The sequence below is a fragment of the Pseudomonas sp. ASL3 genome (genome assembly GCF_056680425.1).
On record NZ_CM155281.1, the window covers coordinates 1580971 to 1596409 of the forward strand.

Consider the following 15439-nt stretch of genomic DNA (forward strand, 5'->3'; position numbering starts at 1 on the left):
TCAGGCTTTCAAGGTCGCCATGTCGATCACGAAGCGGTACTTCACATCGCCCGCGACCACGCGCTCAAAGGCTTCATTGATGTTGTTGATGTCCAACATCTCGATGTCGCAGGTAATGTCGTGTTCAGCGCAGAAATCCAGTACTTCCTGGGTTTCCGCCAGACCGCCGATCATCGAGCCGGCCAGCACGCGGCGTTTCATCACCAGATTGACCGCATTCACTGGGGGGGTAATCGGCTCGACCAGCCCGACCAGGATGTGCACGCCATTGAAACGCAAGGTTTGCAGGTAGGGGTTGAGGTCGTGTTGCACCGGAATGGTGTCCAGCAGGAAATCGAACTTGCCGGCAACGGCTTTCATCTGTTGGGCATCGGTGGACACGATCACATGGTCGGCGCCCTGACGACGGCCTTCTTCAGCCTTGGCTTCGGAACGGGTGAACAGCGTGACTTCCGCGCCCATGGCTTTGGCGAACTTGATGCCCATGTGGCCCAGACCGCCCATGCCGAGGATGCCGACCTTGTGGCCCGGTTTGACGCCGAAATGCTTGAGCGGCGAGTAGGTGGTGATGCCGGCGCACAGAATCGGCGCTGCGCTGGCCAGGTCCAGTTTCTCGGGAATGCGCACGACAAAGCGTTCGCTGACCACGATGCTGCTGGAGTATCCGCCCATGGTCAGGCTGCCGTCGACGCGATCGCGGGACGCGTAAGTCTGTGTCGGACCTTCCAGGCAGTATTGCTCGAGATCGGCTTCACAGGCTTCGCAATGGCGGCAGGAATCGACCAGGCAGCCAACACCGACGACATCGCCGACCTTGTAGCGACTGACGTTCGCACCGATGGCGCTGACCTTGCCGACGATTTCATGGCCGGGCATCAATGGATACGAGGCAAACCCCCATTCGTTGCGTGCCTGGTGGATGTCGGAGTGGCAGACGCCACAGTAAAGAATCTCGATCGCCACATCATCGGCTCGCGGACTGCGGCGCTCGAAGGTCATGGGGGCAAGGGGAGCGGTCGACGTTTGAGCGGCGTAACCGATGGCTTTGATCATGTTGAACCTCGCAAGACAATGACTGGGGTGTAGCGGACCATTTTGGCTGCGCAGAGCGTTGCCGAATATGACCATTTCTCCGGGTGATATGCCTGATCCTGCAGGCATGTGGTTGTCTGACACATTCTCTGCGCCGGATGTTCAAAAGAATGTGTTGATCACGGATCCCTTGTAGGAGCGGGCTTGCAACTACGCGTCCCGCCGCGATGGCGGCGTGACTGACACACCGCATCAAGCTAATCGCGGGCAAGCCCGCTCCTACAAAGGATTGCGTTTACTGTCAGCGAAAAAAAGGCCCCCGAAGGAGCCTTTCTCTTGCCACTTGAAGCCTGAAGCTTGTCGCTGCAAACCTACATATTCGGGTAAGTCGGGCCGCCGCTGCCTTCAGGTGCCACCCAGGTGATGTTCTGCGACGGGTCTTTGATGTCGCAGGTCTTGCAGTGCACGCAGTTCTGCGCGTTGATCTGGAAGCGCTTCTCGCCGTCTTCCTGGGTGATCACTTCATACACGCCAGCCGGGCAGTAGCGCTGTGCCGGTTCGTCATACAGCGGCAGGTTGGTGCCGATCGGGATGCTCGGGTCGGCCAGCTTCAGGTGGCAAGGCTGTTCTTCTTCATGGTTGGTGCTGGAGAGGAAGACCGAGCTGAGTTTGTCGAAGCTGAGCTTGCCATCCGGTTTCGGGTAGGCAATCTTCGTCGAGTCGGCGGCCAGCTTCATGCAGGCGTAGTCCGGCTTGGTGTCGTGCAGGGTGAACGGGATCTTGCCCGCGAACAGGTTCTGGTCGATGAAGTTGAACGCGCCACCGAGGATCGGACCGAACTTGTGCAGGGCCGGGCCGAAGTTGCGGCTGGCGAACAGTTCCTCGTACAGCCAGCTGGCTTTGAACGCCTCGACGTACGTGGTCAGTTCATCACCGCCTTCCTTGCCGGCGAACAGTGCATCCGCGACCGACTCCGCGGCGAGCATGCCGGATTTCATCGCCGTGTGGCTGCCCTTGATCTTAGCGAAGTTCAGGGTGCCGAGGTCGCAACCGATCAGCGCGCCGCCGGGAAAGACCATTTTCGGCAGCGAATTCAGGCCGCCCTTGCAGATGGCGCGGGCGCCGTAGCTGATGCGCTTGCCGCCTTCCAGATACTGTTTCAGCACCGGGTGGTGCTTGAGGCGCTGGAACTCATCGAAGGGTGACAGGAACGCGTTGCTATAGGACAGGTCGACGATCAGACCGACCACCACCTGATTGTTTTCCAGGTGATAAAGGAAGGAGCCGCCGGTGTTCTCGGTGCCCATCACGTCCAAAGGCCAGCCGGCGGTGTGCACCACCAGACCCGGTTGGTGCTTGGCGGGATCGACTTCCCAGATTTCTTTCAGGCCGATGCCGTAATGCTGGGCGTCGGCTTCGGTGTCGAGGTTGAAGCGCTTGAGCAGCTGCTTGCCGATATGACCACGGCAACCTTCGGCGAACAGCGTGTATTTGCCGCGCAGTTCCATGCCGGGAGTGTAGAGGCCTTCTTTGGGATGACCTTCGCGGTCGACGCCCAGATCACCGGTGATGATCCCGCGGACCACGCCGTTCTCGTCGAACAGTGCTTCCTGAGCGGCGAAGCCCGGGTAGATTTCGACACCGAGGTTTTCCGCCTGCTGAGCCAGCCAGCGGCACAGATTGCCCAGGGAGATGATGTAGTTGCCTTCGTTGTGCATGGTCTTGGGCACGAACAGGTCAGGCACTTTGGTGGCGCTGTCGGCGCTTCGGAGTACGAAGATATCGTCGCGGGTGACCGGTGTGTTCAGCGGAGCGCCGAGTGCTTTCCAGTCCGGGAACAATTCGTTCAGGGCGCGAGGTTCGAACACGGCACCGGACAAGATGTGAGCGCCTACTTCGGAACCTTTTTCCACCACGCAGACGCTGATTTCCTTCCCGGCTTCGGCAGCCTTCTGTTTCAGGCGGCATGCGGCGGAAAGGCCCGCGGGGCCGGCACCGACGATGACCACGTCGAATTCCATGTATTCGCGTTCCACAGGCTATCTCCTACTCAAGGCTCAACAGTATTTTTTTATATGAAGCGAGTGAAGCGGGGCGCAAGTGACATTCGCTGCCATCCGCGTCGCAAAGGGGCGCATTATATCTACACCGTCGCGCAGGTCCAATACAAACGTTTGTTTGAATTTGCTGTAGGCCAGATAAATCAAAGAGGCGCGGCTTATGACTGGCCATTTTGCCGTATTGACCAGAAAAGACGTTCCGGTCAAGATACGGGCGGTTTTGCGCTCGCCGTAGGCTGACCGCTGGTTTCAAGGGCACCTCTAAAAAGCGTTGCGAGCGCGGTGCAGGCAATTTCGGCGACAAACCGCGGATTGCGTAGTTTACATGCCTTGATGGGTACTGCCTGCACAGGTGCAGTTGTTTTTAGAGGTGTCCTTTTTACCGACGTGTATCAATCGCCAGGTCCGCCCGGGCGACTTTCTTTTCACCGGAGAGTAACGAGGAATCCATGAAGGTTCTTGTAGCTGTCAAACGAGTGGTCGACTACAACGTCAAGGTTCGCGTCAAAGCGGACAACTCCGGCGTCGATCTCGCTAACGTCAAAATGTCGATGAACCCCTTCTGCGAAATCGCTGTGGAAGAAGCCGTACGCCTGAAAGAAAAAGGCGTCGCGACCGAGATCGTCGTCGTTTCCATCGGTCCGACCACTGCTCAAGAGCAGCTGCGTACCGCTCTGGCACTGGGTGCCGATCGCGCCATCCTCGTTGAATGCGCCGATGAGTTGAACTCCCTGGCGGTGGCCAAGCTGCTCAAGGCAGTGGTCGACAAAGAACAACCGCAGTTGGTGATCCTGGGCAAACAGGCCATCGACAGCGACAACAACCAGACCGGCCAGATGCTGGCGGCGCTGAGCGGCTACGCCCAGGGCACCTTCGCCTCCAAGGTCGAAGTGTCGGGCGATAAAGTCAGCGTCACGCGTGAAGTCGACGCCGGCCTGCAGACGGTTTCCCTGAGCCTGCCGGCGATTGTGACCACCGACCTGCGTCTGAACGAGCCACGTTACGCCTCGCTGCCAAACATCATGAAAGCCAAGAAGAAGCCGCTTGAAGTGCTGACTCCGGACGCTTTGGGCGTGTCTACCGCCTCCACCAACAAGACCCTGAAAGTCGAAGCGCCAGCGGTACGCAGCGCAGGTATCAAGGTCAAGTCGGTGGCTGAGCTGGTCGATAAACTGAAAAACGAAGCGAAGGTAATCTAAATGACTATCTTGGTTATTGCTGAACATGAGAACGGTGTCGTTGCTCCGGCAACCCTGAATACCGTGGCTGCCGCTGCAAAAATCGGTGGTGATATTCACCTGCTGGTGGCGGGCGCCAACGTGGGTGCCGTGGCTGAAGCCGCTGCGAAAATCGCGGGTGTTTCGAAAGTGCTGGTGGCTGATAACGCGACTTACGCGCATCAGTTGCCAGAAAACGTCGCGCCATTGATTGCTGAGCTGGGAGCTGGTTACAGCCACATCCTGGCTGCGGCCACTGCCAACGGTAAAAACATCCTGCCACGGGTTGCCGCGCAGCTGGATGTCGATCAGATCTCCGAGATCATCACCGTTGAAAGCGCTGACACCTTCAAGCGTCCGATCTACGCCGGTAACGCCATCGCTACCGTGCAATCGAGCGCTGCGGTCAAAGTGATCACCGTGCGTGCCACCGGTTTTGATCCGGTGGCGGCTGAAGGCGGTTCGGCTTCGGTTGAAACGGTTGCGGCGGCTCACGATGCAGGCAAGTCCACCTTCGTTGGCGAAGAACTGGCCAAGTCCGATCGTCCCGAACTGACCGCTGCCAAAATCGTCGTTTCCGGCGGTCGTGGCATGCAGAACGGCGACAACTTCAAACACCTGTACGCTCTGGCCGACAAGCTGGGCGCTGCTGTCGGTGCTTCTCGCGCCGCAGTCGACGCAGGTTTTGTACCGAACGACATGCAGGTCGGTCAGACCGGCAAGATCGTTGCGCCACAGCTGTACATCGCGGTCGGTATTTCCGGCGCGATCCAGCATTTGGCTGGTATGAAAGACTCCAAAGTGATCGTTGCGATCAACAAGGACGAAGAAGCGCCGATCTTCCAGATCGCCGATTACGGTCTGGTGGCGGACTTGTTCGAAGCCATACCTGAGTTTGAGAAGCTGGTTTAATCCAGGCTCTTAACTTATAAAGAGAACCCGTTCATTTCGGGCTGTGTGAACTGGCGGTGCGCCGAGTACTTCGATGCGCCGCAGACTTCCACGGTCTTTGATGAGCGGGTTTTTTATTGGATTCGATTAAGGATTGACCCATGAGCAAGCCTCGGCTGCTATTGCCATCGCTTCTTTTAGGCCTGTTCATGTTGCCGACGTCGGGTTTTGCTGCGGGCAAGTGTGAGCGCCTGATCGTGACCGGCAGCCCCGATGCGCCACCTTATCTCTGGCGTGATCCTCAGGATCCGAAACACCTGATGGGGGCCAATGCCGATCTGCTCAAACAGGCTGCGCAGGAAATTGGCCTGAAAGTGGAATTGCTGTATGCCGGCAAGCGCAGTCAGGCGCTGGACGAAGTGCGCAGCGGACGCATGGACCTGTTGGCCGATGCGCCACTGATGGCATCCGAACTCGAGTCGCTGGATTACATCCATCCTTCAATCACCCAGAACGAAATCCTGGTCTGGACCCGGAGCGATCATGCGCAGCCATTCAATGCGCTGGCCGATCTGCACGGCCATCCGGGTGCGATGTCGGAAAGGATCCGCCTGACTCCGCCCTTCGAGGCGGCAGTCACGGAGCATCTCAGCCTGGAACACACGGCGAATCTGACCCAGGCATTTCAAAAACTGATGCTGGGTCAGGTCGAATACGTACTGGCGGGTCGCTACGCCGGGTTGGCGATGACCCATACCCTGGGGTTGTCGGCGGCCGTTATTGCCCAGCCTTTGCCACTGGATAAGCCGGGCCTGTATCTGGGATTGTCGTTCAACTCGGCCTGCAATGAACCGTGGTTGCGCGGACAGTTGGCGAGAAAGATGACAGAATTGGCCGCTTCTGGCCTGGCAGGTGAAGCGGTGAAGCGCAATCTAGAGCTCTGGAACGCGCAATTGTTGCAGCCGGCGAGCGTCTCAAACAAGTAGGAATGTTTTCGTGAGTATTCGACCTTTATTCGTCGCCACGGCCCTTGCTGCCCTGGTCGGCTGTGCCAACGATCCGGCACCGATCGCACAGTTGCGACTGACCGACCAGGCGGTCGAACAAGCCAAAGCGGTGGGCGCCACCGAAGAAATGCCAGAGATGACACTGGCTCAGTCGAAATTGATTCAGGCCCACGCCGACATGGCTGACGAGTCTTTCAAGGACGCGCGGATGCAGGCCGAGCAGTCGGAACTCGATGCGCGGCTCGCCGAAGCCCGGGTTCTGACCGAGAAGAGTCAGGAGCAATTGAGCCAACTCAATACCCGGCTCAATCGCCTGCGCAAGCAAGTGGGAGAAGTTGAGGGAGTCGCTCAGTGAATCGTATCCCTCGCGTGATCAGTGTGTTCATGTTGTTGGGTTCGGCTGGCCTTTATGGCTGTGCGGGGCATCAGAGCAGTGAGCAGGCATTGCAGCAGGCCAGCGCTGACTTCCAAAAAGTCAAAGAAGATACCAATGTCCTGCGCAGTGCACCCAGGGACGTTATTCGCGCCGGCGAGTCGTTGGGGCGTGCCGAGCGTCTGTCCAATTATTGGGGCAGCGGCGAGGATGTCAGGCATTACGCTTACCTTAGTCGTCGTTACAGCGAAATCGCCCGCGAGCACAGCAACCTGATGCTCAATCAGGAGCAGTTGGCCAAGTCCGAGCTGGAGCGCCAGCGTTTGCAACTGGCGCTGCGTGAAGCCAAATTGTCCAGCGTTCAGCAGCAGGGTAAATGGCTGGAAGAGCAGATGGTTGCCTTGGCCACCCAGACCGATCGCGGGCTGGTCATGACCTTGGGTGACGCTCTGTTCGACACTGGGGAAACGGAGCTCAACAGCTCGGCTAACCGCGCGTTGCTCAAGCTGGTGCAGTTTCTCCAATTCAATCCCAAGCGCATTGTGCGGATCGAAGGGTATACCGACAGTACTGGTGACAAGCAGGAAAACCTTACGCTTTCCAAGGCGCGAGCGCAGTCGGTGGCTGATGTGCTGGCGGATCTGGGTATTGATGACGCGCGTATTCAGGTCGAAGGTTACGGCGATGAATTTCCGATTGAAGTGAATGCTTCCGAGCGGGGCAGGGCAAAGAATCGTCGTGTTGAAATCGTTTTCTCGGACGACAAGGGTCGTTTGGGCGCGACGCGTTAGGTGTTTGGTAAAAAGCCCGGTGGCCGAGAGGTGCCGGGCTTTTTTGCGCGCATAAACTGCTGAACCTCGGCTCGTTTGCCCTACAATTTTTATCATCAATGCACAGTAGGGCTATCATTTATAGAAACTGTCCCAGTACACTTCTTAACTGTTACGGTAGGCGTCCGTATTAAAAGCCATATAAAAATAAGTTGTCAGCAGCACCGAGGGCCGGGTCATGACCAATCTTTTGCTTTATCAACGTATTGCTCAGCAGTTGGCTGAGGATATTCGTCGCGGCGTTTATCAGCCCGGTGAGCGAGTACCGTCTGTTCGCAAGATGAGTTCGCAGCTCAACGTCAGTCATGCGACGGTGTTGCAGGCGTATGCGAACCTTGAAGATCAGGGTTTGATTCGTGCGCGGCCGCAGTCGGGTTATTACGTGCACCAGACGCCGGCCCTGACTGCGCAGACCCCGGATATCGCTCGCGTAGAGCGCCCCGGTCTGGTTACTCGCAGCAGCATTATCCAGCAGGTTTTGGTCGAGTCGCGCCGTGAAGGCGTGTTTCCGTTGGGCGCGGCAGTACCTCACGTCGACTATCTGCCGGTGCGTGCACTGCATCAGCAGTTGGCAAAAGTGACGCGCTTTCAAAGCCCAAGGGCCTTCAGTTATATGTTCAGCCCCGGTTTTGAGCCGTTGCGCCGTCAGGTTGCCATTCGGATGCGTGACGCCGGTGTGGTGGTCGATCCGTCCGAGGTGGTGATTACCCACGGCTGTGTCGATGCGCTGCAAATGTCCTTGCGGGTCTTGACCCAGCCCGGCGATCTGATCGCGACCGAGTCGCCGACCTATTACGGCTTGCTGCAAATGGCCGATCTTCTGGGGCTTAAGGTCATCGAGATCCCCAGCGATCCTGCCACCGGCATCAGCCTCGAAGCGTTGCAACTGGCGGCTAACCAGTGGTCGATCAAGGCACTGGTGATGACGTCGCGCCTGAGTAACCCCTTGGGTGGGACCGTTCCCGAAGAGCGACAGAAGCACCTGCTGCGCCTCGCCTCGGATTTCGATATTCAGATCGTTGAAGACGATATTTATGGCGAACTGATGTTTGAGCTCGGGCGAACCAAGGCGCTGAAGGCCTTTGATCGGCTGGGGCGGGTGATTTATTGCTCGAGCTTTTCCAAGACGTTGTCTCCCGGTGTTCGTATCGGCTGGATGATTGCCGGTAAATACCAGGCTGAAATCCAGCGTTTGCAGACGTTCAGCACCCATTCGGCGTGCAGCGTCACGCAAATGGGGGTGGCCGCTTATCTGGAAAACGGCGGTTATGACCGGCATTTACGCTTTATTCGTCTCGAATACCGGAAGAATTTGAGTGCCTTCCAGTTGGCGGTGCAGCAGTACTTCCCTGAAGGCACACAAATGAGTCGTCCTATGGGAGGATTTATCCTGTGGGTGAGCTTGCCGGGGCGTGTCAATACGCAGGAATTGCATGTTCGAGCGCTGGAACAAGGGATCAGCATCGCGCCAGGACTGATTTTCAGTAATACAGAGCAGTTCAATCACTGCATACGTCTCAACTGTGGTATCCCGTGGAACCGTGAAGCCGAGCGCGCACTTATGACGCTGGGGATGCTCGCCAAACAACTGTGTCAGGAGACGGCGCAAGCGTATTAGCCTGTTTGTCCGGGCCGCGGAGCCCGCGTCAGGCGTTTATGATCGGGTCTTGATTTGCCAGCTTGTCACGGACGGTACAACAGGTGAGCATATAGCTCTCTGCCTTTCTGCCGTTGTATCTATGAACTCTTTTCGTTGTATTGGGTTGTTGCTGATTCTGCTGCTCAGTGCTTGCGACGCTCAGAACGCACCTGCGCCCAAGCCTAAAGTTGCCGCTGAAGTGAAGGCTGCTGCGCAGGCAGATTCGGTTTCAGCCAAGCCACCCGTCGCGCCATCTGCACCCGTTACAGGGTCGGTACATGAGCCGGTACCCAAGGTGCCGGTTGTACCTGTGATGATTACCCGGGAGCCACCTTCTCCGTTGAAAAAGCCGGTTGTCGTCAAAGCGCAGGCCTCCAAGGTTGCACCCGGCGACGCCAGGCACGAATCGACTTCTGACAAGTCGCGTGCGCCCATCGCCAGCAAGAGCAAGCCAGCGAGTGAGGTTGTAGAGCAGACCAGTCTCGCCAAGCCAGCTCTGGATCTGAGCCTGCCGACGAATATGGTCAAGGAGATGGAGCCCGTTGGCACGGTGGCGCCCATCACCCCTAAGGCGCTGCTGCCGCCGCTGCTCGGTGAGAAAAAGACTGCCCCGAAAACGCCTTTCCAGCTCAATGGTCGCTTGCTGAACAACGAAATGCAGTTGCAGCTGCGTAACGAGAGCCGACAGCAAATCGATGGCGCTGCCCTTGATTTCGAATTCAAGCAATGACGCTATTGCGTTGTCCGCGGACGACCTGATTTCAAACGGCCGTTTTAGCGGGTACTATCTCCCGGTAAATCAACCATTGCCTGTAGCGAGGATATTCGTCATGGACTGTCGTCCGGATTGCGGGGCCTGCTGTATTGCACCCTCCATCAGTTCGCCCATTCCTGGCATGCCAAATGGCAAAGCTGCTGGAGAGCGTTGCCTGCATCTTTCTGTCGAATCGCTTTGTGGTCTGTTCGGCAGGTCAGAGCGGCCGGCGGTCTGTAGCGCATTCGCGGCGGACGAAGAGGTCTGTGGCTCGAGCCAGTCCGAGGCTATTCGCCTGATTGGCTGGTGGGAGCAGGCGACGGCTGTGGCTTGATGGGTGCAGGGTGATCTGAATAGCCGGGGTAGAGCTGAATTTACCGCCAACCGATTTACCAGAACTTTGACAACAAGGAATAAAACAATGGGTTCGCTGCATCGGATAGCTGTTGTGTGTGGTTTGACTGTGTTGATGGCTGCTGCCGCCCAGGCCGAAGATTGGCAAGTTGCCAAGGATGAAGGCGGCATCAAGGTGTCCTTGAGCGAAGTGGCGGGTTCCCAATACAAGGCGTATCGCGGTGTCACCACGATCAAGGCGAGCGTGGCCAAACTGCGCGGCCTGCAGGAGGATGTAGTCGGTGCCTGCGCCTGGATTCATGAATGCAAATCGCAGAAGTTACTCAAGCATGATGGTGCGATGAGCTGGACCTATACCCAGTTCAATACCCCGTGGCCTGTAACCCCGCGCGACTCGGTGTTGATGGTGACCACCGAGGAGGGCGCCGATGGCAGCCTGACGCGCACGCTCAAGGGGCAGCCCACTTACATTCCTGAAGAAAAAGGCTTTGTCCGGGTCGCGCAGGTGGAGGGGTTCTGGAAGTTCGTTCCCAAGGGCGTCAATCAAACTGAAGTGACTTATCAGGTTCACACCGAGCCGGGTGGCAGCGTGCCGTCGTGGCTCGCCAACAAGTTTGTCGTGGATGCTCCGTTCGATACACTTAAGGCGTTGAAGGCAAAAGCCGAGAATTGATCGGGAGAATTCGCAGCGGGACGCGTAGTTGCAAGCCTGCTCCCACACAGGCTGTGTGAAAACCCCAACAGAAAACTGAACTGCATGTTCGTACGTCAATTCTGAAATAGATCGGCTGTTGGACAGACCTGAATTTCACGTAGGAACGCGATTTTCAGGTCAGTTTTTAATCAGTTAATCGGTCGCGGAGGTTTTCACACAGCCTGCACAGTAGAAGGGTTCGGCGCGATATCCCTGATGATCGAGTAGGAGGCGGATTTACATCCGCCGTCCTCTCACACCACCGTACGTACGGTTCCGTATACGGCGGTTCAGGTTATGCGGCTAAGCCGGTTTATCGTATCCAGTATCGAGACTAGCCCGAGTTGATCCCACAGTTTCTTCGGCAACACTTGATTCATATGTGACGCTCCCGAGTTCCACCAAGGGCCTCGACCATTGACTGCTGACTTCCAAGCGCGAGCCTCGTCGAGCCCCAGACGCTTCAGGTTGCGGGCCCTCGTCGAGGGTTGCTTCCATTGACGCCAGAAGACACAGCGAAGTTTGCGTCGCACCCAGCCATCAAGCTCTTCAAGTGGCCGCTTACTCTGGCTCAACTTGAAATAGCCCGCCCACCCCCTTAGCACAGGGTTGATTCGTTCGATGACGCTCGCCATCTTGTGGCCCCGAGCACCGCGCAGCAGCTCTTTGAGCCGGTCGCACAAGCGACCCAGACTCATCGTCGCTACTCTTAGTCTCGGCTGTCGATGCAAACTCATCCCATAACCCAGATAGTCACACTTCCACGGTCTTGCTACTCGGCTCTTTTCCCGATTCAACGTCAGTTTCAGACGCCGATTCAGGAAGCGCTCGACGCTGTTCAGCACACGCTCGCCAGCACGACAGCTGCTCACATAAATGTTCGCATCATCGGCATAGCGCACGAAGCGATGCCCCCGCCGTTCCAGCTCGCGGTCGAACTCGTTGAGCAGGATATTCGACAGTAACGGCGAGAGCGGGCCGCCTTGCGGCGTCCCTTCCTGCCGCTGGCTGGCGATCCCACCCGACATCACTCCGGCTTCGAGGTAACGGCGGATCAGCTTGAGTACCCGCTTATCTTCGACGTGGCGCTGCACATAGGCCATCAAGATGTCGTGATTAACTCGATCAAAGAACTTTTCCAGATCGAGCTCCACGCACCAACGGTGCCCCGCCGCCACATGGGCGCGGGCGGTTTCGACGGCTTGGTGGGCGCGTCTGTCCGGACGGAAGCCAAAGCTGTAGTCCGAGAACAGCGGGTCGAAGATCGGGGTGAGCTGTTGCAGCAATGCCTGTTGGATCAGGCGATCCACGACGCAGGGAATACCCAGCTGTCTTGTGCCGCCTTTGGGCTTGGGGATATCGACGGCGCGTACACCTTGCGGGTGATACTCGCCGGCCAGCAGCCGTGCCTTGAGGGTCGGCCAATACTGATTCACGTAGCCTGCCAATTCGTCGACCGTCATGCCATCGGCACCCGGCGCGCCCTTGTTGCTGACCACGCGTTGGTACGCACGCCGAAGGTTGGCCGGTGCAAGCACCCGCTCCAGCAGCGTTTCCGGCTCCGCTTTCGTCCACGTCACAGACGCCGCCGACACCTTTGCGCTGTCAGCCGTCATCCTCGGATTCTGTCCGGGACTCGGAGTAACAGTCTTCTCTTGGAGAAATTTCTGCATTTCGGTATTCAACGAGACTCTGTCGCCTACTGGCGGCATAACCTGTTCGGCCCTTGGTGACGGGGTTATTCGCCACTTACTACGGCCTCGGCTGACTTCTGCACGCTCATCCCGTCGCCTCTCGACGCTCGGTAGCACAGTGGCAAACGTGCAGATCTCCCAGGGTAATTCGCGCGACCTTCCTGCTTATGCCTGTCGGATCTACGTCACAGCGTTCCGTGCAAGTATCGGGCTTTGACGATTATGGCCGTCTCACCCCGCTGCGCCGCCTAATCCGCTTCCTGTTCGTCAGGCCAGCATTTTGCCTCGGGCTTCCTTCGGATTCGCAGTCACCCACGACACCCTTGCCTCTGGCTAACACTTCCCCTTGCCGGGTGTGTAGAGGACTTTCACCTCCAAGTCACCAGTGAGGCCACCACAGCCAAACTGGTTGCGCTGACGCGCAACGCGCCATGCCTGGCGCACCAATAAAAAAGGGCTGCCAATGGCAGCCCTTTTTAGTTTTCGGCGTTTCGGCCGAGAACTTACTTGCGATCTTCGAGGGGGACGATGTCGCGGGACACGTAACCGGTGTACAGCTGGCGAGGACGGCCAATCTTGTACGGGCTCGAGAGCATTTCTTTCCAATGCGAGATCCAGCCGACGGTCCGCGCCAGGGCGAAGATCACGGTGAACATGCTGGTTGGAATGCCGATAGCTTTGAGGATGATGCCTGAGTAGAAGTCTACGTTCGGGTACAGCGAGCGTTCGATGAAGTACGGGTCGGTCAGGGCGATCTCTTCCAGGCGCATGGCCAGTTCCAACTGTGGATCGTTGGTGATGCCCAGCTCTTTGAGTACTTCGTCGCAGGTCTGCTTCATCACTGTGGCGCGTGGGTCACGGTTTTTGTAAACGCGGTGACCGAAGCCCATCAGTTTGAACGGATCGTCTTTGTCCTTGGCCTTGGCAATGAATTTGTCGATATTCGAGATATCACCAATTTCATCGAGCATGGACAACACGGCTTCGTTGGCGCCGCCATGTGCCGGACCCCAAAGGGCGGCGATGCCTGCAGCGATACAGGCAAACGGGTTGGCGCCCGAGGAGCCCGCCATGCGCACGGTAGAGGTCGACGCATTCTGTTCGTGATCGGCGTGCAGGATAAAGATCTTATCCATGGCCTGGGCCAACACCGGGCTGATCGGTTTGATCTCGCAGGGGGTGTTGAACATCATGTGCAGGAAGTTTTCGGCGTAGTTCAGGTCGTTACGCGGGTACATCATGGGTTGCCCCATGGAGTATTTGTAAACCATCGCTGCCAGGGTCGGCATCTTGGCAATCAGGCGGATCGCCGAAATTTCGCGATGCTGCGGGTTCTTGATGTCCAGGGAGTCGTGATAGAACGCCGACAGGGCACCCACCACGCCGCACATGACGGCCATCGGGTGAGCGTCGCGACGGAAGCCGTTGAAGAACGTCTTCAACTGTTCGTGCACCATCGTGTGGTTTTTCACGACGATGACGAATTGGGCTTTTTGCTCGGCAGTCGGCAGTTCGCCGTTGAGCAGCAGGTAGCACGTTTCCAGGTAATCCGACTGGTCGGCCAGTTGCTCGATCGGATAGCCGCGGTGCAGCAGAATGCCGTTATCACCATCGATATAGGTGATCTTCGACTCGCAAGAGGCGGTCGACATGAAACCAGGGTCAAATGTGAAGCGGCCGGTGGCGGTGAGACCGCGGACGTCGATTACATCGGGACCAACGGTGCCGGTCAGAATGGGCAGCTCGACGGGGGCTGCGCCCTCGATGATCAACTGCGCTTTTTTGTCAGCCATGTGGCCTCCTATTTATGCTTCAAATCATCAGACAGACCCCCCACGCAGGGCCCGCACCACTATAGTGAGATAAATTCTAAAGTCAATTTGCGTAAAGTCATGCACAGGAAGGCTCTTGGCGCGACTTTTCCTCGAAAATCCCCGCCGTTTACGCCTTTTGATTCGCTGGCGCAATTGCCTATTTGGGTGAGGTCTGCGCGTTGTCATTAGTGACCTAACTGTCTATACTCGGCGTCCGACCGCCAGGGGCTTTTGGCCCTGTTTTCATGGGGGTCGTCACTCCCTGGGTGGTGGGTACCTGACCAGTGCACTTCCCAACAACTTTGCCCTGATTGTTAGGGGCTCTTCAGTGTGAAAAAAAGCCGTGAATAGCCAACGACCTGTAAACCTCGACCTAAGGACCATCAAACTCCCAGTCACTGCTTACACGTCCATTCTTCATCGTATCTCCGGGATTATTCTCTTTGTCGGCCTTGCCATCATGCTTTATGCATTGGGTAAATCGCTCGGCTCCGAGGAAGGTTTCGGCGAAGTGAAGGCGTGTTTGACCAGTGTGCTAGCCAAGCTAGTGATTTGGGGCCTGCTGTCCGCCTTGCTGTATCACCTGGTGGCAGGTATTCGCCACTTGATCATGGACATGGGCATCGGTGAAACGCTGGAAGGCGGCAAACTGGGCTCGCAAATCGTTCTCGCCGTATCCGCGGTGCTGATCGTTCTGGCGGGAGTATGGATATGGTAACCAACGTCACAAACCTGTCGCGTTCGGGCCTCTATGACTGGATGGCGCAGCGCGTATCTGCGGTCGTGCTCGCGGCTTATTTCATCTTCCTGATCGGATACCTCATCGCACACCCAGGCCTGGGCTACGCCCAATGGCATGAGCTGTTTGCGAACAACTGGATGCGTATCTTCAGTCTGCTGGCCTTCGTTGCTCTGGGCGCTCACGCCTGGGTCGGCATGTGGACCATCGCGACCGACTACCTGACGCCGATGGCGCTGGGCAAGTCCGCGACTGCAGTACGCTTCCTTTTCCAGTCAGTATGCGGCATTGCCATGTTCGCTTACTTCGTCTGGGGTGTGCAGATTCTTTGGGGTATCTGA

The 15439-nt window shown here is 57.4% G+C and carries 15 protein-coding genes; 11 read left to right on the plus strand and 4 right to left on the minus strand.

The window, feature by feature from the left end:
• Positions 1-1053 (minus strand): NAD(P)-dependent alcohol dehydrogenase, encoded by a 1053-nt coding sequence (locus AC1MEE_RS07150; protein WP_480414617.1) that lies wholly within the window; start codon positions 1051-1053, stop codon positions 1-3.
• A 350-nt stretch (positions 1054-1403) separates the two neighbouring features.
• Complete coding sequence (locus AC1MEE_RS07155) at positions 1404-3068, minus strand: electron transfer flavoprotein-ubiquinone oxidoreductase (RefSeq protein WP_480414618.1); 1665 nt, start codon at positions 3066-3068, stop codon at positions 1404-1406.
• 473 nt (positions 3069-3541) lie between these two features.
• Here AC1MEE_RS07155 and AC1MEE_RS07160 point away from each other — a divergent pair, with 473 nt between their 5' ends.
• The 9 genes from AC1MEE_RS07160 (at position 3542) to AC1MEE_RS07200 (ending at position 10830) form a co-directional block, all read left to right on the plus strand.
• A complete protein-coding gene (locus tag AC1MEE_RS07160; protein ID WP_480414619.1) occupies positions 3542-4291 on the plus strand; it encodes an electron transfer flavoprotein subunit beta/FixA family protein in 750 nt (249 codons plus the stop codon).
• Positions 4292-5221, plus strand: coding sequence for an electron transfer flavoprotein subunit alpha/FixB family protein (locus tag AC1MEE_RS07165; RefSeq protein WP_480414620.1), 930 nt, complete (start codon positions 4292-4294; stop codon positions 5219-5221).
• A gap of 140 nt (positions 5222-5361) precedes the next feature.
• Positions 5362-6186 carry a substrate-binding periplasmic protein gene (locus tag AC1MEE_RS07170; RefSeq protein ID WP_480414621.1) on the plus strand — a complete coding sequence of 275 codons (825 nt, stop codon included), beginning with the start codon at positions 5362-5364 and terminating at the stop codon, positions 6184-6186.
• Positions 6187-6196: 10 nt separating this feature from the next.
• Positions 6197-6562, plus strand: coding sequence for a DUF4398 domain-containing protein (locus AC1MEE_RS07175; RefSeq protein WP_480414622.1), 366 nt, complete (start codon positions 6197-6199; stop codon positions 6560-6562).
• The gene (locus tag AC1MEE_RS07180; RefSeq protein WP_480414623.1) at positions 6559-7371 is read left to right on the plus strand and encodes an OmpA family protein; all 813 of its coding nucleotides are present in this window, start codon (positions 6559-6561) and stop codon (positions 7369-7371) included. Before AC1MEE_RS07175 ends, AC1MEE_RS07180 begins: the two co-directional genes overlap by 4 nt.
• Positions 7372-7588: 217 nt before the next feature.
• Entirely contained in the window at positions 7589-9028 is a 1440-nt protein-coding gene (locus AC1MEE_RS07185; RefSeq protein WP_480414624.1) for an aminotransferase-like domain-containing protein, read from the plus strand.
• Positions 9029-9149: 121 nt separating this feature from the next.
• On the plus strand, positions 9150-9779 hold the full coding sequence (locus tag AC1MEE_RS07190; RefSeq protein ID WP_480414625.1) for a translation initiation factor 2: 630 nt from the start codon (positions 9150-9152) through the stop codon (positions 9777-9779).
• A 100-nt stretch (positions 9780-9879) separates the two neighbouring features.
• Positions 9880-10137, plus strand: coding sequence for a YkgJ family cysteine cluster protein (locus AC1MEE_RS07195; protein ID WP_480416173.1), 258 nt, complete (start codon positions 9880-9882; stop codon positions 10135-10137).
• An 87-nt stretch (positions 10138-10224) separates the two neighbouring features.
• Positions 10225-10830, plus strand: coding sequence for an START domain-containing protein (locus AC1MEE_RS07200; protein WP_480414626.1), 606 nt, complete (start codon positions 10225-10227; stop codon positions 10828-10830).
• A 311-nt stretch (positions 10831-11141) separates the two neighbouring features.
• On the opposite strand, the gene ltrA is transcribed toward AC1MEE_RS07200, so the two are convergent.
• Positions 11142-12563 (minus strand): group II intron reverse transcriptase/maturase, encoded by a 1422-nt coding sequence (gene ltrA / locus AC1MEE_RS07205; protein ID WP_480413026.1) that lies wholly within the window; start codon positions 12561-12563, stop codon positions 11142-11144.
• 485 nt (positions 12564-13048) lie between these two features.
• Positions 13049-14338, minus strand: coding sequence for a citrate synthase (gene gltA, locus AC1MEE_RS07210; protein WP_480414628.1), 1290 nt, complete (start codon positions 14336-14338; stop codon positions 13049-13051).
• A 364-nt stretch (positions 14339-14702) separates the two neighbouring features.
• Here gltA and sdhC point away from each other — a divergent pair, with 364 nt between their 5' ends.
• Positions 14703-15077: a succinate dehydrogenase, cytochrome b556 subunit gene (gene sdhC / locus AC1MEE_RS07215; protein WP_480414629.1), complete on the plus strand. Its 375-nt coding sequence runs from the start codon at positions 14703-14705 to the stop codon at positions 15075-15077.
• Positions 15071-15439 carry a succinate dehydrogenase, hydrophobic membrane anchor protein gene (gene sdhD / locus AC1MEE_RS07220; RefSeq protein WP_480414630.1) on the plus strand — a complete coding sequence of 123 codons (369 nt, stop codon included), beginning with the start codon at positions 15071-15073 and terminating at the stop codon, positions 15437-15439. Before sdhC ends, sdhD begins: the two co-directional genes overlap by 7 nt.